28 protein-coding genes are annotated in these 19,225 nt (G+C 49.1%); all 28 read left to right on the top strand.

Going from position 1 to position 19,225, the window contains the following annotated elements:
* The first annotated feature begins 7 nt into the window (after positions 1-7).
* On the top strand, positions 8-277 hold the full coding sequence (gene rpsN, locus HMPREF1039_RS06495) for a 30S ribosomal protein S14 (RefSeq protein WP_007391683.1): 270 nt from the start codon (positions 8-10) through the stop codon (positions 275-277).
* Positions 278-306: 29 nt separating this feature from the next.
* A complete protein-coding gene (gene rpsH, locus HMPREF1039_RS06490) occupies positions 307-699 on the top strand; it encodes a 30S ribosomal protein S8 (protein ID WP_007391649.1) in 393 nt (130 codons plus the stop codon).
* Positions 700-716: 17 nt separating this feature from the next.
* Positions 717-1,259, top strand: a complete 543-nt coding sequence (rplF, locus tag HMPREF1039_RS06485) for a 50S ribosomal protein L6 (protein ID WP_007391733.1) — start codon at positions 717-719, stop codon at positions 1,257-1,259.
* 34 nt (positions 1,260-1,293) lie between these two features.
* The gene (rplR, locus tag HMPREF1039_RS06480; RefSeq protein WP_007391688.1) at positions 1,294-1,653 is read left to right on the top strand and encodes a 50S ribosomal protein L18; all 360 of its coding nucleotides are present in this window, start codon (positions 1,294-1,296) and stop codon (positions 1,651-1,653) included.
* A gap of 18 nt (positions 1,654-1,671) precedes the next feature.
* Positions 1,672-2,172, top strand: a complete 501-nt coding sequence (gene rpsE / locus HMPREF1039_RS06475; RefSeq protein WP_007391619.1) for a 30S ribosomal protein S5 — start codon at positions 1,672-1,674, stop codon at positions 2,170-2,172.
* Positions 2,173-2,189: 17 nt separating this feature from the next.
* Positions 2,190-2,369 (top strand): 50S ribosomal protein L30, encoded by a 180-nt coding sequence (gene rpmD, locus HMPREF1039_RS06470; protein WP_007391707.1) that lies wholly within the window; start codon positions 2,190-2,192, stop codon positions 2,367-2,369.
* A gap of 21 nt (positions 2,370-2,390) precedes the next feature.
* Positions 2,391-2,831, top strand: coding sequence for a 50S ribosomal protein L15 (gene rplO, locus HMPREF1039_RS06465; protein ID WP_007391615.1), 441 nt, complete (start codon positions 2,391-2,393; stop codon positions 2,829-2,831).
* Between the two features lies 1 nt (position 2,832).
* Positions 2,833-4,095 carry a preprotein translocase subunit SecY gene (gene secY / locus HMPREF1039_RS06460; protein ID WP_007391729.1) on the top strand — a complete coding sequence of 421 codons (1,263 nt, stop codon included), beginning with the start codon at positions 2,833-2,835 and terminating at the stop codon, positions 4,093-4,095.
* 14 nt (positions 4,096-4,109) lie between these two features.
* Positions 4,110-4,760, top strand: a complete 651-nt coding sequence (locus HMPREF1039_RS06455; protein ID WP_007391704.1) for an adenylate kinase — start codon at positions 4,110-4,112, stop codon at positions 4,758-4,760.
* 1 nt (position 4,761) lies between these two features.
* The gene (map, locus tag HMPREF1039_RS06450; RefSeq protein ID WP_009369635.1) at positions 4,762-5,508 is read left to right on the top strand and encodes a type I methionyl aminopeptidase; all 747 of its coding nucleotides are present in this window, start codon (positions 4,762-4,764) and stop codon (positions 5,506-5,508) included.
* 5 nt (positions 5,509-5,513) lie between these two features.
* Positions 5,514-5,801 carry a KOW domain-containing RNA-binding protein gene (locus HMPREF1039_RS06445; RefSeq protein ID WP_007391637.1) on the top strand — a complete coding sequence of 96 codons (288 nt, stop codon included), beginning with the start codon at positions 5,514-5,516 and terminating at the stop codon, positions 5,799-5,801.
* A complete protein-coding gene (gene infA / locus HMPREF1039_RS06440) occupies positions 5,794-6,012 on the top strand; it encodes a translation initiation factor IF-1 (RefSeq protein ID WP_007391714.1) in 219 nt (72 codons plus the stop codon). Before HMPREF1039_RS06445 ends, infA begins: the two co-directional genes overlap by 8 nt.
* A 24-nt stretch (positions 6,013-6,036) precedes the next feature.
* Positions 6,037-6,150 carry a 50S ribosomal protein L36 gene (rpmJ, locus tag HMPREF1039_RS06435; RefSeq protein WP_007391661.1) on the top strand — a complete coding sequence of 38 codons (114 nt, stop codon included), beginning with the start codon at positions 6,037-6,039 and terminating at the stop codon, positions 6,148-6,150.
* Positions 6,151-6,172: 22 nt separating this feature from the next.
* Positions 6,173-6,541, top strand: a complete 369-nt coding sequence (gene rpsM / locus HMPREF1039_RS06430; protein ID WP_007391725.1) for a 30S ribosomal protein S13 — start codon at positions 6,173-6,175, stop codon at positions 6,539-6,541.
* Positions 6,542-6,569: 28 nt separating this feature from the next.
* A complete protein-coding gene (gene rpsK / locus HMPREF1039_RS06425; protein WP_006943150.1) occupies positions 6,570-6,962 on the top strand; it encodes a 30S ribosomal protein S11 in 393 nt (130 codons plus the stop codon).
* Between the two features lie 44 nt (positions 6,963-7,006).
* Positions 7,007-7,984 (top strand): DNA-directed RNA polymerase subunit alpha, encoded by a 978-nt coding sequence (locus tag HMPREF1039_RS06420; protein ID WP_007391622.1) that lies wholly within the window; start codon positions 7,007-7,009, stop codon positions 7,982-7,984.
* A gap of 17 nt (positions 7,985-8,001) precedes the next feature.
* A complete protein-coding gene (gene rplQ / locus HMPREF1039_RS06415; RefSeq protein WP_007391650.1) occupies positions 8,002-8,340 on the top strand; it encodes a 50S ribosomal protein L17 in 339 nt (112 codons plus the stop codon).
* Between the two features lie 96 nt (positions 8,341-8,436).
* The gene (locus HMPREF1039_RS06410) at positions 8,437-8,880 is read left to right on the top strand and encodes a DUF3783 domain-containing protein (protein ID WP_007391710.1); all 444 of its coding nucleotides are present in this window, start codon (positions 8,437-8,439) and stop codon (positions 8,878-8,880) included.
* A complete protein-coding gene (locus tag HMPREF1039_RS06405) occupies positions 8,877-9,359 on the top strand; it encodes an 8-oxo-dGTP diphosphatase (protein ID WP_007391693.1) in 483 nt (160 codons plus the stop codon). Before HMPREF1039_RS06410 ends, HMPREF1039_RS06405 begins: the two co-directional genes overlap by 4 nt.
* Before the next feature lie 120 nt (positions 9,360-9,479).
* Positions 9,480-9,791: a thiamine-binding protein gene (locus tag HMPREF1039_RS06400; protein ID WP_007391628.1), complete on the top strand. Its 312-nt coding sequence runs from the start codon at positions 9,480-9,482 to the stop codon at positions 9,789-9,791.
* A 65-nt stretch (positions 9,792-9,856) separates the two neighbouring features.
* Positions 9,857-10,294, top strand: a complete 438-nt coding sequence (lspA, locus tag HMPREF1039_RS06395; RefSeq protein WP_007391741.1) for a signal peptidase II — start codon at positions 9,857-9,859, stop codon at positions 10,292-10,294.
* Between the two features lie 9 nt (positions 10,295-10,303).
* Positions 10,304-11,221: an RluA family pseudouridine synthase gene (locus HMPREF1039_RS06390; RefSeq protein ID WP_007391672.1), complete on the top strand. Its 918-nt coding sequence runs from the start codon at positions 10,304-10,306 to the stop codon at positions 11,219-11,221.
* Positions 11,222-11,233: 12 nt separating this feature from the next.
* A complete protein-coding gene (gene pyrR / locus HMPREF1039_RS06385) occupies positions 11,234-11,782 on the top strand; it encodes a bifunctional pyr operon transcriptional regulator/uracil phosphoribosyltransferase PyrR (RefSeq protein WP_007391623.1) in 549 nt (182 codons plus the stop codon).
* Between the two features lie 235 nt (positions 11,783-12,017).
* On the top strand, positions 12,018-12,959 hold the full coding sequence (locus HMPREF1039_RS06380; RefSeq protein ID WP_007391697.1) for an aspartate carbamoyltransferase catalytic subunit: 942 nt from the start codon (positions 12,018-12,020) through the stop codon (positions 12,957-12,959).
* Complete coding sequence (locus tag HMPREF1039_RS06375; protein ID WP_007391678.1) at positions 12,943-14,232, top strand: dihydroorotase; 1,290 nt, start codon at positions 12,943-12,945, stop codon at positions 14,230-14,232. The genes HMPREF1039_RS06380 and HMPREF1039_RS06375 overlap by 17 nt, the downstream gene beginning before the upstream one ends.
* On the top strand, positions 14,229-15,287 hold the full coding sequence (locus tag HMPREF1039_RS06370; RefSeq protein WP_007391653.1) for a carbamoyl phosphate synthase small subunit: 1,059 nt from the start codon (positions 14,229-14,231) through the stop codon (positions 15,285-15,287). The genes HMPREF1039_RS06375 and HMPREF1039_RS06370 overlap by 4 nt, the downstream gene beginning before the upstream one ends.
* Position 15,288: 1 nt before the next feature.
* Positions 15,289-18,495, top strand: coding sequence for a carbamoyl-phosphate synthase large subunit (carB, locus tag HMPREF1039_RS06365; protein WP_007391745.1), 3,207 nt, complete (start codon positions 15,289-15,291; stop codon positions 18,493-18,495).
* A gap of 461 nt (positions 18,496-18,956) precedes the next feature.
* Positions 18,957-19,225 (top strand): hypothetical protein (locus HMPREF1039_RS06360; RefSeq protein WP_007391642.1); only part of this gene is annotated, 269 nt, incomplete at its 3' end.

Raw genomic sequence — 19,225 nt, 5'->3', positions numbered from 1 at the left:
TTAATAAATGGCAAAGAAATCTATGCTTGAACGTGAAAAGAAACGTGAAAAAATGGTTGCCAAATACGCTGAACTCCGGGCTGAGTTAAAGGCAAAAGGTGATTATGAAGCACTTTCTCAGCTGCCGGCCAACGCGTCTCCGGTACGGTTGCACAATCGTTGCAAAGTGACCGGACGTCCTCACGGTTATATTCGTAAGTTCGGTATTTGCCGTATTACATTCCGTGAACTGGCTTATAAGGGACAAATTCCTGGCGTTAAAAAAGCCAGCTGGTAACGTATTCCATGGAGGGAGGTTTTTAGATTATGGCAATGACCGATCCGATTGCGGATATGCTCACAAGAATCCGTAATGCCAATTCGGCAGAGCACCAAACAGTAGAAATGCCTGCTTCGAAGATGAAAGCCGCTGTGCTGGAAATTCTTAAAGAAGAAGGTTTTGTGAAAAATTTTGAAGCCGTAAATGAAGGAAAGACGTTAAAAGTTGCTTTAAAATACGGTTCTAATAAAGAAAAAGTAATTACCGGGATCAAGAGAATTTCTAAACCGGGATTACGTGTATACGCAGGGAAGGAAGAACTTCCGCGCGTTCTCGGCGGTTTGGGAATCGCAGTAATTTCCACGTCTAAAGGCGTTATGAGCGATAAACAGGCTCGTAAGCTCGGTTTGGGCGGCGAAGTTATCGCTTACGTCTGGTAGAAAATGGAGGTGTCAGTATGTCGCGAGTAGGTAGAATGCCTATTGATATCCCGGCAGGCGTAAATGTAACCCTTAATGGCCAAGTGATTACTGTCAAAGGCCCGAAAGGCGAACTTACACGTACGCTTCATGCGGATATGAAAGTTACAGTTGCAGATAACGTTATTACCGTAGAACGGCCGACCGATGAAAAAGGACATCGCGCCTTGCACGGCTTGACGCGTGCGTTGATCGCCAATATGGTAACGGGCGTTACGACCGGCTTTAAAAAGGAATTGGAAATTGTCGGAGTCGGTTACAGAGCGCAAATGAAAGGTAAAAAATTAGCGCTTACGTTAGGGTTTTCACACCCCTTGGAATTGGATGCGCCGGCAGGGATTACGATTGAATGCCCCAGTGCCACATCCATCATTATTTCCGGAGCGAACAAAGAACATGTCGGGGAATTTGCCGCCAAAGTTCGCAAGTATCGTTTACCGGAACCGTATAAAGGTAAGGGGATTCGGTATGTAGGCGAACATGTTCGTCGTAAAGCCGGTAAGGCCGGTACGAAGAAATAATTACGTATTTTCATCATAGAAGGGAGTGAATTCCTTGAAAAAGAGTAAAAACGCTATTCGTGTAAAACGTCATTGGCGTTTACGTAAGCATATTAACGGTACGGCGGAACGTCCGCGTTTGAACGTTTTTCGCAGCCTTTCTCATATTTATGCACAAGTCATTGATGACCGGAACGGGGTTACCTTAGCATCCGCCAGCTCTTTGGATAAAGAAATCAAAGGACAGAATAACGGCGGCAATGTGGAAGGCGCAAAATTGGTAGGTGCGTTAGTTGCCAAACGGGCGTTGGAAAAAGGTATTACTGCGGTTGTTTTTGATCGTGGCGGATATCTTTATCATGGTCGTGTGGCCGCATTGGCGGCAGCCGCTCGTGAAGCGGGATTGAAATTCTAATCAAGGAGGAAATAACACATGGCAAAAGTTGACCATGCAGGTCTCGAATTACAAGAAAATGTCGTATTCATCAACCGTGTTGCCAAGGTAGTAAAAGGTGGCCGTCGTTTTTCCTTCAGTGCACTGGTAGTTGTCGGCGACGGTAACGGTCGTGTCGGTGCAGGTTTAGGGAAAGCCGGAGAAGTACCGGAAGCTATCCGCAAAGGGGTGGAAGACGCTAAAAAACATTTGGTATCCGTACCGCTTAAAAACGGTTCCATTCCTCATCAAATTATAGGGATTTTCGGTGCCGGACAAGTGTTATTGAAACCGGCTGCCGAAGGTACCGGAGTTATTGCCGGCGGCCCTGTTCGTGCCGTATTGGAACTGGCCGGCGTACGTAATATCCTGACAAAATCTATCGGCTCTTCCAATCCCAATAACATGGTACAGGCAACCATTGAAGGCTTGACCCGATTGAAGGATGTTAATAAAGTGGCCGAACTCCGTGGCAAAACTGTAGAAGAAATTTACGGTTAATAAGGAGGATATAGACAATGGCGAAAGTAAAGGTTACTCTTGTAAGGAGTCTCGCCGGTCATCCCGGAGATCAACGGGCAACCGTAGTTGCTTTGGGATTGGGGAAGACGAATTCGAGTGTAGTAAAAGAAGTGACGCCGCAAATCGGCGGTATGCTTCATAAAGTAAGACACTTAGTTAAAGTGGAAGAAATTTAATACAGAAGGAGGTGCGGTGCATTGAAACTTCATGAAATGACGATTATTCCCGGCTCCAAGAAAAAACGCAATCGCGTAGGTCGCGGGATCGGATCCGGCAACGGCAAAACGGCCGGCAAAGGAATGAAAGGTCAGCTTTCCCGTAGCGGCGGCGGCAAACGTCCGGGGTTTGAAGGCGGGCAAATGCCGTTATATCGGTTATTGCCGAAGCGCGGTTTCACCAACATCTGGGCAAAGCAGTATGCGGAAGTCAACGTGTCCGTATTGAATCGTTTTGACAATGGAACTACTGTAGATCCCGTTGCTTTAGTCGAAGCGGGTGTTTTGAAAAATGTTTGCGACGGCGTGCGTATCCTCGGAAACGGTGAATTGGAAAAATCCTTAACCGTAGTAGCACAAGGCTTTACGAAGTCGGCACAGCGGAAAATTGAAGCAGCCGGTGGTAAAGTTGAGGTGATCTAAGGTGTTGGAAAACCTCCAAAATGTAATGAACGTTCCCGAATTTCGGAAACGTGCCGTTTTCACCTTGATCATGTTTGTAATTTTCAGACTGGGTGTCCATATTCCCGTTCCGGGCGTGGACTCCTCAGTTATTGAAAACTTGTTCAGCAGCGGCAACTTATTCGGGTTGTTGGATTTGTTTTCCGGCGGCGCATTAAGCAAGTTTTCCATACTCGCCATGAGTATTACGCCGTACATTAACGCTTCCATCATCATGCAGCTGCTGACTTCGGTCGTCCCCACTTTTGAACAATGGGCAAAAGACAATCAAGACGGTCGTGACAAAATTCAGAAAGTTACACGGTACGGCACGGTAGTATTGGCAGTGATTCAAGCGTTGGCTATGAGTTACGCTTTAAAAGTGAACGGCGCGCTTATGGTGGACAGCTGGACGATGGTTCTGATGGTGACCGTCATTTTGACGGCGGGTACATGTTTTTTAATGTGGCTGGGCGATCAGATTACCGCCGGCGGTATAGGCAACGGTATATCGTTAATTATCTTTGCCGGTATCGTCGCACGTTTTCCGAACGGATGCTCGACAGTATATAAGTACATTCAAGCCGGATCGATTAATATTTTTCAGGCTGTTCTGTTTATCATTATCGCGCTTTTTATGATTGCCGTAGTGGTGGAAGTCACCCAAGGGCAACGTCGTGTAACCGTGCAATATGCAAAACGGATTGTCGGACGAAAGATGTACGGAGGACATTCGACACATATTCCGCTGAAAGTCAATCAGGCCGGTGTCATTCCTCTTATTTTCGCTTCGTCCGTGTTAATGTTCCCTGTTACGATTGCGCAATTTTCTCAGAATGCAACCATTAAAATGATTGCCGGCTGGTTTGCGTGGGGAACGGCTACCAACACAGTATTATATGCCGTTTTGATTTTCTTCTTTACCTATTTCTATACGGCTATTTCATTGAATATTCCGCAATTAACGGAAAATATGCAAAAATACGGCGGCTTTATTCCGGGGATCCGACCGGGACAACCGACGGCGAAGCACATCGACCGGATTATGACGAGAATTACGCTTGCCGGCGCCTTCTTCTTGGCATTTGTAGCCATTTTACCGAACTTTATCGGGTGGATTACCGGCGTGCAGGGCGTGTATTTCGGCGGCACGGCATTACTTATTGTGGTCGGAGTCGCGATTGATACGATGAAACAGGCGGAATCCTTAGTGTTGAACAGACAGTATCAGGGATTTATGAAATAAAGGAGGAGTTTGGCGTGTATATTCTTTTAATGGGGCCTCCCGGTGCAGGTAAAGGCACGCAGGCCGAACGACTTATTGAAACCTACGGTATTCCTCAAATTTCTACCGGCGATATGTTTCGCGCGGCTGTAAAAGAACAAACACCGTTAGGGTTGGAAGCCAAAAAATATATGGACAACGGGCAATTAGTGCCCGATGCGGTAACGGTCGGCATTGTCAAAGAACGGTTGGCAAAAGACGATTGTAAAAAAGGATTTATTCTTGACGGTTTTCCGCGGACGACTTCTCAAGCCGTATCGTTGGATGCCATTCTGCAGGACTTGGGAATCAAATTAAACGGGGTTGTCAACATTGCCGTTCCCGATGAAGAGCTGGTGCGGCGGACGACAGGAAGACAGATTTGCCGTTCTTGCGGTGCTACGTATCATATCACTTTTAAACCGTCAAAAAAGGCGGGGGTTTGCGATAAGTGCGGCGGTGCGTTGTATCAACGGGACGACGATAAAATGGAAACGGTGAAAAAACGCCTGAGCGTGTATGCCGCACAAACCAAGCCGCTGATTGATTATTATAAAAACTCCAATCTTTACATCGAAATTAACGGTGCCAGAGAGATGGATGCGGTTTTCAATGATATTGTGGCAAGCCTTGGAAAGAGTAAATAAGATGGTCATTTTGAAGTCAAAAAGAGAAATCGAATATATTCGAGAAGCCGGTAAAATTACGGCTCATGCTCTCTTGCTGATGAAAAAGTTGGCAAAACCGGGCGTGACTACAGGGGAATTGGATCGTCGTTGTGAAGAGTATATTCGCAGTTGCGGTGCGTTTCCCAGCTGTAAAGGGTATTACGGATTTCCCGCCACTATTTGTGCCAGTGTGAATGAAGAAGTGGTGCACGGTATTCCCGGGCATCGTAAATTGCGGGACGGCGATATTATCAGCGTCGATTTGGTCGTCAATAAAAACGGCTATCATGGCGACGCCACCCTGACCATTCCGGTAGGGCATGTGGATCCGAAAGTTATGCAACTTGTCACGGTGACGGAAGAATGCCTGCAAAAAGGGATTGAACAAGCCGTGACGGGAAATCACTTAGGAGATATCGGCCATGCCGTGCAGGCCTATGCGGAGTCTTTCGGATACGGCGTGGTGCGGGATTATGTGGGCCACGGTATCGGCACGGACATGCACGAAGATCCGGAAGTTCCCAATTACGGCATTCCCGGACATGGGGATCTGTTGGAAGAAGGATTGGTTATCGCCATTGAACCGATGATTACGATGGGAAGTGAAAAAGTACGACAGTTGAAAAACGGTTGGACTGTTGTTACTCGCGATAAAAAACCGGCGGCTCATTTTGAACATACTGTAGCCATTACCGAAAACGGCCCGGAAATCCTGACCTTACCATGAGGAACATGCAAACCGTGAAGCCTGTCGGCAGTGTGGTGCAAAGTACCGCCGGCAGAGATAAAGGGGCTTTGTATATAGTTGTCGGCAAATTGGATTATCCGTATGTATGGGTTGCTGACGGTAGAAAGTACAAAGCGGATAAGCCTAAGAAAAAAAATTGCCGGCATCTCCGGCGTGTGGAAACGCACGGAGCGACGGAACCCGCCGGTGCCATACGAATCAGTAATGAACGGATCCGATCCGTATTAACCGGGATCGGGATGGATTTGACCAGGGAGGTTACACATGTCTAAGGAAGATGTCATTGAAGTAGAAGGCGTCGTCGTAGAAGCGCTGCCCAATGCCATGTTTAAAGTAAAGTTGGAAAATGAGCACATCGTTTTGGCTCACGTATCCGGAAAAATGCGGATGAATTTTATTCGTATCTTACCGGGGGATCGGGTTACGATGGAATTGACACCGTATGATCTGAATCGCGGTCGTATCACATACCGCTTTAAGTAAGAGGTATTACGTAGGAGGTTAACTATGAAGGTAAAACCGTCAGTAAAAAAGATTTGTGAAAAATGTAAAATCATTAAGCGCAAGGGCCGTGTGATGGTTATTTGCGAAAATCCGAAACATAAACAAAAACAAGGTTAAGAGACTGGAGGTGGATGAATAGATGGCACGTATAGCCGGTGTAGATTTACCACGAGACAAACGAGTTGAAGTAGGGTTAACATATATTTTCGGTATCGGTCTTTCTTCTTCCCAAGAAATTTTGAAAAAGACGGGTATCAATCCGGACACACGCGTTCGGGATTTAACGGAAGACGAAGTGCAGAAAATCCGTGAAGTAATCGGTTCCGAATACAAAGTGGAAGGCGATCTTCGTCGGGAAGGCGCAATGAATGTAAAACGCCTTATCGAAATTAATTCCTATCGCGGCAAGCGTCATCGCGCAGGACTTCCTGTACGGGGACAACGCAGCAAAACGAATGCACGGACTCGCAAGGGACCGAGAAAAGCAATCGCAGGCAAAAAGAAATAATACTTTTTGAGTAAGGAGGGAAACGATTTTGGCTAAGAATAACGTAAGAAGCAATAAAAGAAAAGAAAAGAAACATGTAGAATCCGGTGCGGCGCATATCCGTTCCACGTTCAATAACACGATTGTTACGATCAGTGATACGAAAGGCAATGCCTTGTCCTGGGCCAGTGCCGGCGGACTCGGATTTCGCGGGTCTCGTAAGAGCACGCCTTTTGCGGCACAAATGGCGGCCGAACAAGCTGCCAAAGCGGCCATGGAACACGGCTTGCGGCAAGTGGAAGTATTCGTAAAAGGACCGGGATCCGGTCGCGAAGCGGCTATTCGGGCATTACAAGCAGCCGGTTTGGAAGTTAATTCCATTAAAGACGTAACTCCTATCCCGCATAACGGTTGCCGTCCGCCGAAACGTAGACGTGTATAACAGTTACCAAGTTGGTTTGATTCTGGAATGGGAGGATTTTCCTAATGATCGAAGATAACAAATTTAAAGTTAAAACCGTTGAAAGAAGCGACGACGGCACCTATGGAAAATTCGTATGTGAACCCCTGGATCGGGGGTACGGAATCACGTTGGGCAACAGCTTGCGACGCGTCCTCCTCTCTTCATTGGACGGTGTGGCAATCACTTCTATTAAAATTGACGGCGTGTTACACGAGTTTTCGACGATTCAGGGAGTACGAGAAGATGTTTCGGAAATTATCCTGAATTTAAAACAGCTTCGCTTAAGATTTACTCGTGATGACGTAAATGAACTGGATATTAGCGTCGATGTTAACGGTGAATGTGAATTTACCGCCAAAGATCTTGATGTAAACTCAGACATAGAAATTTTAAATCCCGAACTTCATTTGGCTACGTTGGATGCAGATGCGCATATTTATATGACATGTCATATTGAACGCGGCAAAGGGTATATTCCTTCTACTAAAAACAAGAAGGAAACGGATATGATCGGCGTCATTCCGATTGACTCGATTTTTTCGCCGGTAATGCGTACCAAGTATGAAGTGGGAAATATACGGGTAGGCAACGAAATGGACTATGATTCGTTGACCCTGGAAGTAAAGACGGACGGCAGTATTGCCGCGGAAAATGCCGTTGCCAAGGCGGCTTCTATTATGGTCAGCTATTTGGATTACTTCCAAAAAATTGCCAGCGATCCGGTAGCGAATGAAGCGTTGGCCCCCTTCACTACGCCGGAAGGGGAGGAACCGGAAGTGGAAGAAGGACCGGAACTCAGCCAGGTAAAAATTGACGTGTTGGATTTATCCGTGCGGGCATCCAATTGCTTAAAACGGGCTAACATTTATACCTTAGGCGACTTGGTTGAACGGACGGAAGAAGATTTGTCCAAGATTCGTAACTTGGGTAAGAAATCGGTAGATGAAATTATTGAAAAATTGAAAGATTACGGATTTGATCTGAAATCTGACGAAGAATAATTCGAGGAGGATGAACGATGGCTTATAGAAAGTTGGGACGTGACAGCTCTGCACGGAAAGCATTATTGCGCAGCATTGTTACCTCTTTATTCCAACATGAACGCATTGAAACGACAGAAGCGAAAGCAAAAGAATTGCGTAAAATTGCGGATAAAATGCTGACGTTGGCAAAACGCGGCGACTTGCATGCACGACGTCAAGTGTTGGCGTACATGATGGATGAAGGCGTGGTTAAAAAGTTGTTTGATGAAATAGCACCGAAGTATAAAGACCGTCAAGGCGGGTATACGCGGATTATTAAATCCGGCGCACGTCAGGGCGATGCCGCACCGATGGTGATTATTGAATTAGTATAGTCGAAAACAGTCTTGCTCCCCGTACGGCGGGAAGGCTGCCGAGCCGCTGTGGGAAACTGCAGCGGCTTTTTTATAGGAAAGAGGAGAGGTGGACGTATGGCACAGAAAACGGTATTGGCAATTAATTTTACAAAAGAACGGCTGCAACAATTAAAACCTTTGGCAGTATTGGTAAAAGCTCCGGTGCGACCGGTGGGAGAAGAAGAAAAAGAGCGCACGATCGGCCAAGTTATGGGCTTGTCGCCGCAAGAAATTGCAGCAATCGAAAACCTGAAACCGACGGCGGCGGAAGTCGCGGAAGAACAAAAGGAAACGGCCGGAGATTCGATTGTTATTGAAGAACCGGTCACGCAGGAAGCGATTGTACTTTGCGGCTTTGAAAATAAAGATGTGCATACCCTATTGGACGCAATTCGCGGCAGCCGTCTGAAAAGTGTCCCTTTAAAGGCAATGCTTACGCCTCATAATATTTCGTGGACCGTACAATATATGTTGACGGAATTGGCAAAAGAATATGCCTATTTTCGGCAAAAACGATGAGAGATACGGGGTTATGTTTCCCGGTGGATGCACAAGGACGAGTGCTGTTGGGAAGAAAAAAACGGGGCTTCGGCGCCGGCAAGTGGAACGGCTTCGGCGGTAAAATAGAAGCCGGGGAAACAATACGGCAATGCGCCGTAAGAGAGCTGCGGGAAGAAGCGGGGTTACTGGCGGCGGAAACGGCTTTGCAGGGGGCGGCGCGCCTGTTTTTCCGCTTTCAGGACCGGCCGGCATGGAATCATTGGGGATATGTGTATATGGTCTATGATTTTCAAGGCACGCCGCAAGAAACGGAAGAAATGGCCCCGGCTTTTTTTGCGCCGCAGGACATTCCGTATTCGTCCATGTGGAAGGCCGATGCTCTTTGGCTGCCGAAAATATTGGCAAAACAAATACAAATAGGGGAAATTTGCTTCAGCTATGACGGGGAAACGGTGTTGGCGACAACTTTACAGCCGCGCCGTAACGCCGCTTGGTGAGAACTGCTTGATACGCAGCGCGCAGCGTCGGACGCTGCGTTTTTTTTTGCCGCTCTTGCGGCGGACCGAAAAAATGGCTATACTTAAATAAAATTAAGAAAATATTCCGGGAGAAGATATATGAATACATTGATCGCACTTTGCATCGCCCCTTGCGGTACCGGGGATGAATACGCGGCGGATATTGCGGAAGTTGTGCGTATTATTCGCAAATCCGGTTTGGCGAACCGGACAAATTCCATGTTTACGGAAATAGAAGGAGAATGGGATGCGGTTATGGCCGTAGTAAAAGAAGCGACGGCCTACTTTGCCGATCGCGGCATACGGACGGAAGTCGTATTAAAAGCGGATATTCGCCCCGGTCATACGCAGATGATGACGCGTAAGCCGGCGGCAGTGGAACGGCTATTGCAGGAAACCGGGAAGGATTGAAATTTGCTATATTCTGTGATAGGATAGTACCATTGTGAGAGTAGGTGTATAGTAGGAGGCGCGTAGTGCAAGTTATTATCATTGCTGCAGTGCTTACAGCGGCGGATCAGGCGGTGAAAGCCGTTATTCAACGAAGCATGTTTTTACATGAATCCATTCCGGTTATACCGGATTTTTTTCATCTTACGTATATTGTCAATCGGGGAGCCGCCTTCGGGGTGTTGGAAAATCAACAATGGCTGTTTTTATTGGTGGCCGTCATTCTATTCTTGTTATACGGTGTATTTTACCGTAACATTCCCCGCAGCCGGCTGATACATTGCGGCTTGGGCTTGTTATTGGGCGGCGCTTTGGGAAATGCCTTGGATCGGGCGTTAAAAGGCGCAGTGGTGGATTTTTTCGATTTTCGTGTTTGGCCCGTATTCAACGTTGCCGATATGGGCATTGTTATCGGTGTCCTCTTATTATTGTGGTATAGTTGGACACACAGTTCAACAAAGTGAGGAAACAGGATGGAGCAAAAGACTTGGCAGAGCACGCCGGCCGATGAAGGGGTGCGATTGGATGTATATGTGGCCCGCATGCTGTCCGTATCTCGTACGTATGCGCAGGACTTGATAAAAAAAGGGCTGGTACGGGTGCAGGACAATATGGGGAAGGCGAATTGCCGGTTGGAAGACGGGCAATGTATTACGGTTTCCTTTTCGCCGCCGGCAGTCTTGTCGGCCGAACCTGAAAATATTCCCCTGCATATTTTATACGAAGATGCGCATATTATTGTCGTCAATAAGGCGCGCGGCATGGTGGTGCATCCGGCCCCCGGCAATCCGTCGGGTACCCTGGTGAATGCCCTCTTATACCATTGCGGCGGCGAATTGTCGGGCATTAACGGCGTCATACGACCGGGCATTGTGCATCGTCTGGATAAGGACACGTCGGGCGTGATGGTTGTCGCGAAAACCGACCCGGCCCATCGGGGGTTGGCAGCGCAAATAAAAGCCCATACGGCCCATCGTACATACTGGGCATTAGTACACGGCAATATTGCGGAAGAACGGGGAACGATCGAGGCTCCCATCGGGCGACATCCGAAAGACCGTATTAAAATGGCGGTTACCTTTAAAGGCGGCCGGGAAGCGACGACACATTTTCACGTGTTACAGCGATATGGCGAGTATACCTGGCTGGCATGTCGACTGGAAACGGGGCGTACCCATCAAATTCGCGTACATTTGGCGTATATTCGTCATCCGGTGGTGAATGACCCCGTATACGGGTATAAGCGTGATGATTTTCCCATTCAAGGGCAAGTCTTACATTCCCGCTGCTTGGATTTTGTTCATCCCGTTACCGGCGAACCGATGCATGTAGAAGCTCCGCCGGCAGCCGATTTTTCAGCTTGTTTGGAACGCATTCGTACACATTCATGAGAAGGTGAAACTATGTGGAGAGAAAAGACGCAACTGTTAGATGCGAAAGCCATGAGTCGTGCCGTGCGGCGCATTGCTCACGAAATTATTGAACGGAATCGGGGACTGGAGCAAACGATTCTCATCGGTATTCATACGCGCGGAGTGCCCTTGGCAAAACGCCTGGCGGCGGAATTGGAACAGATTGAAGGGTGCGGCGTTCCCGTATATGAAATTGATGTTTCCGCCTATCGTGACGATCGGCGGGAAAGTCGTGTCAGCGAAATCAGCAGTACGGAAAAGACCTTTCAAGTGGACGGCAAAACGGTCATTCTTATTGACGATGTGCTGTATACGGGAAGAACGGTGCGAGCGGCCTTGAATGCCATTATGGAATTGGGGCGGCCGCAAATCATCGAACTGGCCGTACTCATTGATCGGGGACATCGCGAATTGCCTATTCGCGCCGATTATGTCGGTAAAAATGTGCCGACGTCGCGGCGCGAAGAAGTATCCGTGCAAATGCGGGATACGGACGGCATTGAACAAGTGGTCTTGCGGGAAGCCGTTGCCGACACGTAAGGCAGCGGTTCCGGGAAGGTACCGGTCGGGAAAGTTTTGCTTGACTTTCCCGACCGGTACGGATACAATAAGATACAGAGCATGAAGGCGGTCCTGTGAGGCCGACGTGCTTAGTTCTATACATACATATACCTTTAACATAGTCCGGAGAGGCTAAAAAGGTAGGGTGTTGATTATGCCCAGTAACGGACCTTTGCCGGACGGCAAAGGTCTTTTTTTATAAGGAGGGTTCCGCGTGAGTATCAAAGGAAAGAGTCTGTTCGGGCTGGAAGGCGTAGGGAAAGAAGATTTGGAGCTTATTTTGCGAGTCGCCGAAAAAATGAAAACCGTCGTGAACAGCGACAATAAAAAATTGCCGCTGCTGCACGGTAAATCGGTGGCGAATATGTTTTTTGAACCGAGTACACGAACGCGCAGCTCCTTTGAACTGGCCGCCAAATATTTGGGTGCCGACGTGTTAAACTTTACGCCGGCCATCAGCTCCCTCGTAAAGGGAGAAAGTTTTCGCGACACGTTATTGACCGTTACGGCGCTGGGCGTGGATGCTATTGTTATGCGGCACAAACAGGAAGGCGCGCCGTTTTTTGCCGGCCAATGTGTGGACCCGCTTATCATCAATGCCGGGGACGGCGCGCATGAACATCCGACACAGGCCTTACTGGATTTGTTTACCATAGCGGAAGTCAAAGGGCATATAGACGGTCTTAAAGTCGTGATTGTCGGCGATATTGATCACGGGCGCGTGGCCCGTTCCAATATTTACGGCTTGAAAACGCTGGGCGCCGACGTGCATTTGGTAGGACCGCGTACGTTGTTGCAGCCGGAAATGGCCTCTTTGGGGGTGACCGTACATTATGACTTGGCGGAAGCTTTGGAAAATGCGGATGTTATCAATGTTTTGCGTATTCAAAAGGAACGGCAGGGAAGCGGCTTTTTCCCCGGGGATCGGGAATACGCCTCTCTTTTCGGCATTCATCGGGACCGGTTGCAAGCGGCGAAAAAGGATGTGTTAATTCTCCATCCCGGCCCTATGAACCGGGACTTGGAAATCGGCACGGATGTTTGCTACGGTGCGCATTCGGCCATTCAGGAACAAGTGAAAAACGGTATATCCGTACGGATGGCCGTGTTGTATTTAACCATTATAGGAGGCGATGACGTTGACCTTACTCGTTAAGAACGGTAGAGTCGTTAATCCGGCAAAAAAACAAGATGAACTTTGCGATATTTATATAGAAGACGGAATCATCCGCGCTATGGGACCGCATTTATCCCTGCAGGCGGACGACACGTTGGATGCTTCCGGGTTGACGGTCACGCCCGGGTTGATCGACATGCATGTACATTTGCGCCAGCCGGGACAATCCGGCAAGGAAACCCTGGACAGCGGTACGGCGGCCGCGGCCGCCGGCGGCTTTACCCGGGTGGCTACGATGCCGAATACGAGTCCCGTCATTGATTCGGCACTGATTGCGGACGGCTTGCGCTATCACATAGAAAAAGAAAGTCACGTGAAAGTGGAGATTATCGGCGCCGTTTCCAAAGGTATGGAAGGTCGGGAATTGGCGGCGATGGGCGGCATGGTTAAAGCCGGCGTGGCGGCATTTTCCGATGACGGGCATTATGTGGAAAATTGCGATTTCATGCGCAAAGCCATGGAATACAGCAGTATGCTGAAAAAAGTGATTATTGACCATTGTGAAGACACGCATTTGATTGCCGACGGCGTCATGCACGAAGGCGCCGTATCGGCCGCACTGGGTCTGAAAGGCAGACCGGCGGTTGCTGAAGATATTGCGGTGGCACGGGATATTTTATTGGCGCAAGCTACGGGATGCGCCGTGCATATTGCCCATATCAGTACGAAAAACGCCGTTGCTATGGTACGCCGTGCCAAGGCGGCGGGGATTCCCGTTACGGCGGAAGCGACGCCGCATCATGTGATATTTACGGATGAAGCGCTGCGCACGTATGACACGCGCTTTAAAGTCAATCCGCCGTTGCGGTCGGAAGAACATCGCGCGGCCGTGTTGGCCGGTTTGCAGGACGGCACGATTGATGCGATCGTGACGGATCATGCGCCGCACAGTTGGGATGAAAAAGATCGAGAATTTAATGCGGCGCCCTCCGGATTTGTCGGCTTGGAAACCTGTGTAGGCGCGGTCTTGACCCATTTATATCACACCGGTCGCATGGATCTGACGGCGATTGTAGAAGCCATGAGTGTGCGCCCGGCAGCTATTTTGCAGGTTCCCGGCGGCGTGTTGGCGGAAGGATGTGCGGCCGATCTGACCCTCTTGGATTTGCAGGCGGAATGGACGGTACAGGCGAAAAACTTTTATTCGCAAAGTAAGTTGTCGCCGTTTGACGGCATGGTATTTAAAGGGAAACCGGCAGCCACGATTGTGGACGGCAGGATTGTTATGAAACGCGGGGAGGTATCGGCATGAACGGAATGCTCGTCTTAGAAAACGGCAAACGCTTTTACGGAAAACTGTTGACATCGGCGCCGGCAATGGGGGAAGTCGTATTCAACACTGCCATGACAGGGTATCAGGAAACCTTCACCGATCCTTCCTATGCCGGGCAAATCATAACTATGACCTATCCGCTTATGGGAAATTACGGCTTATTTCATGAAATTGAGCAAGCGGAACGCCCCTATGCGGCCGGGTTTATTGTGGGCGAACTTTGCGGGGAACCGAGCAACTGGCAAAATGAAGGCCCCCTGTCCACCTTTATGATGAATCACCATATTCCCTGCCTGTACGATACGGATACGCGGGCGATTACTCGGGAAATTCGGCAACACGGCGTAATGAAAGGGGTACTGGTGCCGGAAACGGCGGCAACGGCGGATATTCGGGCGGCCTTAGCCCGACCGTTGGAAACGCAATGGGTGCGAAAGGTCACTACGCGGGACATTAAAACGGCGGGGAGCGGAACATATCACGTTGCCGTAATGGATTACGGCGCGAAACAAAATATTTTGCGGGATTTAGTTCGTAACAACTGCCGCCTGACCATTTTTCCGGCGACGACCCCGGCGGCAGAGGTGTTGGCCGTACAGCCTGACGGTATCTTCCTTAGTAACGGGCCGGGCGATCCGCAGGACATTCCCTATATTGTCGACGAAGTAAAGAAAATGATCGGCAAGAAACCTATTTTCGGCATTTGCCTGGGCCTACAAATGCTCGGGCTGGCTTTAGGGGGAAAAAGTTATAAATTACCTTTCGGGCATCGCGGCGCCAATCATCCCGTGCAGGATGTGCAAACGGGACGGGTATATATTACCTCACAAAATCACGGCTATGCGATTGCGGCGGATACGTTGCCGCCGACGGCGCAGGTCACATATCGTCATTTACATGATAATACATTGGAAGGGTTTGTCGTGCCGTCGCAACACATCATGTGCGTTCAATATCATCCCGAAGCTTCGCCGGGACCGACGGACAGCTTATATTTATTTGAACAATTTGTGAAAATGATGGAGGAATGCTAAGATGGCAAAGGATATAAAAAAAGTGCTCGTCATCGGCTCCGGTCCCATTATTATCGGACAGGCGGCCGAATTTGACTATGCCGGCACTCAAGCCTGCCGGGCCTTGAAAGAAGAAGGTGTGGAAGTCGTCCTCATTAACAGCAATCCGGCAACCATTATGACCGATGAAGACATTGCCGATCGCGTCTATGTGGAACCCATTTCTTTGGAATATGTGACGGCGGTGATCAAAAAAGAACGACCGGACGGATTACTGGCTACCTTGGGCGGACAAGTCGGGCTGAATATGGCGGTCGAATTATCCCGGGCGGGCGTGCTGAAAACGTATGACGTGACCTTGTTGGGAACGGATTTGGCCGCCATTCAGGAAGCGGAAGATCGGGAACTGTTCAAAAAAGCTATGAAAGATATTGATCAGCCGGTAGCGGAAAGCGACATTGTTGAAGACGTGTCGTCCGCCCTGGACTTTGCCCGGACCATCGGCTATCCCATCATTGTACGACCGGCGTACACCTTGGGCGGCACCGGCGGCGGCATTGCCTATACGGAAGAGGAACTCGCCGCCATTGCCGCACGCGGCATCAAACTCAGTCCGATTCATCAAATTTTGGTGGAACGGTCGGTGGCCGGATGGAAAGAAATCGAATATGAAGTCATGCGGGATAAAGCGGATAATTGTATTATTGTCTGCAATATGGAAAACATTGACCCTGTAGGCGTGCATACGGGCGACTCTATTGTCGTGGCGCCCAGTCAGACCTTGAATGATTTACAATATCAAATGTTGCGTACGGCGTCCCTAAAAATCATTCGCCGCCTGAAAATCGAAGGCGGCTGCAATGTACAATACGCGTTGGATCCGAAGAGCAACCGGTATTACGTTATTGAAGTCAATCCGCGGGTCAGTCGTTCTTCCGCCTTGGCCTCCAAAGCGACGGGCTATCCCATCGCCAAAGTAGCCGCCAAAGTAGCCTTGGGAAAAACCTTGGATCAAATTCCCAATGCCGTTACCGGTAAGACTACTGCCTGCTTTGAACCGACCTTGGATTATTGTGTCGTCAAATTCCCCCGCTGGCCGTTTGAAAAATTCTCCCTTGCCGATAAAACCTTGGGCACCCAGATGAAGGCCACCGGAGAAGTCATGGCGTTGGATCGCACCTTTGAAGGCGCCCTGCTCAAAGCCGTGCGATCGCTGGAAATCGGCGTCGATTATTTGGCACTCCCGCACATAGAAAATAAATCGCTCCTTGATATTGTCGATCTTCTGAAAAAACAAGATGATGAACGAATCTTTGTCGTAGCCCGCGCCTTGCGATTGGGTATTAGCGAAGAAAAAATACATATGCTTACCGGGTATGACGTATGGTTTATTCGTAAAATTAAACATTTGACGGAGTTGGAACAGGAATTGCGGACGCAGGGCTTGACGCCGGAAACGGTCGTGCAGGCTAAAAAATACGGCATGCCGGACAGTTGTTTGGCGCAACTGACGGGTAAAACGGAAAGCGAAGTCCGGGCTTTTCGGACGCAACTGGGCGTGCGCCCCACCTTCAAAATGGTGGATACGTGTGCCGCCGAATTTGCCGCCGCCACGCCGTATTACTACTCCTGCTATGCTGCGGAAGATGAAGTGCGTCCCTTGGGAGAGCGGAGCGTCATCGTTCTCGGCTCGGGACCGATTCGGATCGGCCAGGGTATAGAATTTGACTATTGCTCGGTCCATTCTTCCTGGGCGTTACGTCGGCTGGGCATGAAGAGCATTATTGTCAACAACAATCCCGAAACGGTCAGCACCGATTTTGACACCTCCGACAGTCTGTATTTTGAACCCCTGACCGTAGAAGACGTTATGGCGGTGGTGGAAAAAGAAAAACCGGTCGGCGTCATTTGCCAATTCGGCGGCCAAACGGCGATTAATTTAGCCGCCCCCCTGGCACGGCGCGGCGTGGCCATATTGGGCACTTCCGTGGACGGCATGGATCGGGCGGAAGACCGGGAACGGTTTGATGAACTGCTGGCCAAACTGCACATTCCCCGACCGGACGGAAGAATCGCCACCAGTGACACGGAAGCCATGCGGGTGGCAAAAGAATTGCAATTTCCTCTGATTGTGCGACCGTCGTATGTTTTGGGCGGGCGCGCCATGGAAATTGTGTATAACGAAAGCGAATTGGAACGATACTTGCGCGAAGCCGTTATTGCCTCGCCGGATCACCCCATTTTAATTGACGAATACATGGTGGGACGAGAAATTGAAGTAGATGCCGTGGCGGACGGAACGGACGTGTACATTCCCGGGATTATGGAACAAGTCGAACGGGCCGGCGTGCATTCCGGCGATTCTATTGCCGTGTATCCGCCGCAGCACGTCACGCAAGAAATGACGGCGCAAATTGTCGACTATACGACCCGCATCGCTTTGGAACTGCAAGTGAAAGGGGCGGTCAACATGCAATTTGTGGTGGCTGCAGGAAAGTTATACGTCATTGAAGTAAACCCCCGCTCCAGCCGTACGGTGCCCTTCTTGAGTAAGGTCACCCATGTGCCGATTGTCGAATTGGCTACTCGTATTGCCTTAGGCGAAACCTTGGCGGAAATGGGGTACGGCAGCGGTCTGTTACCGGCAAAATCACATGTGGCGGCTAAAGCGCCCGTATTTTCCTTCAGTAAAATCGGCTTGGCGGAAATTGCCTTGGGACCGGAAATGAAATCGACGGGCGAAGTCATGGGTATCGGTAAAACCTATTCGGAAGCCTTATATAAAGCCGTTAGCGGTGCCAAAATGCGGGTACCCGCCGGGGGCACCGTGCTCGTAACCGTAGCCGATCGCGACAAAGCGGAAGCCCTGCAACTGGCACACGGATTTTGCGACTTGGGGTATCGGATTATGGCAACGACCGGTACGGGAAAATACTTACAGGAAAACGGTCTGGAAGTGACGGTAGTTCGTAAAATCCACGAAGGCGGAGAAACGATTGCCACCCTGTTGCGGGACGGCAAGATTGACCTGGTCCTCAATACCTTGACCTTCGGAAAACATCCCGAACGGGACGGTTTCAATCTGCGACGCATGGCGGTGGAATTGGCCGTGCCCTGCCTGACCTCGCTGGATACGGCGCGGGAAGTATTGCGCGTGTTTGCCGATAAAGGAAAAGACAATGCGTACTATACCGTAGCGGCGTTACAAGACTACGACCAAGACGCCTGACAGAAAAACATACGGGCCAATGAAAGAAATTTCGTTCGCTCGTATGTTTTTTGCAGCGTCATTTGACAGCGGCGGTTTTTATCGCAGCTGCTCGGAATTTTATATCTTATAAAGCGGTGGGAAAATTATAAAAAAATAAGAACGGACATATATTGACGATAATTTTAAAATATTAATAAATAATCCTAAAAAAAAAAAAACAATGCTAAAACGGCGATATTAATAACAAAATTAAGAAAACGACAGCGGGAATCGTAAAAACAAATTGAAGAAAAGAACGGCAGCGGCACACTATTCTGCTAAAATATAAGAAAAAAACATAAAAAAAATAGTCAAATCGTCGGGATAAGCGTATACTGAAAATAAATTCGGAAAGAACAAAGTTTCATTTCCGGAAATGGAATATGGCAGAACGGGTACCGTCCTGTACATGATGTAGAGACGTATGAGGAGGAAGTAGCATGAAGTTATCAGGAAAACAATTAACGACAGCTGTATTGATCGGGTTAATGGGGATTAGCGCCGGTGGAGTGGTTATGGCTAAACCGCCGGTAGTGCAATCGCAACCGGATACAACGGGCGGACAGCAGGACCCGAACAGTAATCCGCAAGGTACTCAACCGCCGGCAGGTGGACAGGGACAGCAGGACCCGAAAAAAACACAGGATCAACTTATTGCTGAAATACAAACCAATTTAACTAAGCAGGGAGAGGAATTGGGAAAGAAAGC

The sequence above is a fragment of the Megasphaera lornae genome (assembly GCF_000214495.1).
Lineage (GTDB): Bacteria > Bacillota > Negativicutes > Veillonellales > Megasphaeraceae > Megasphaera > Megasphaera lornae.
This window is presented reverse-complemented; position numbering and strand designations above follow the sequence as displayed.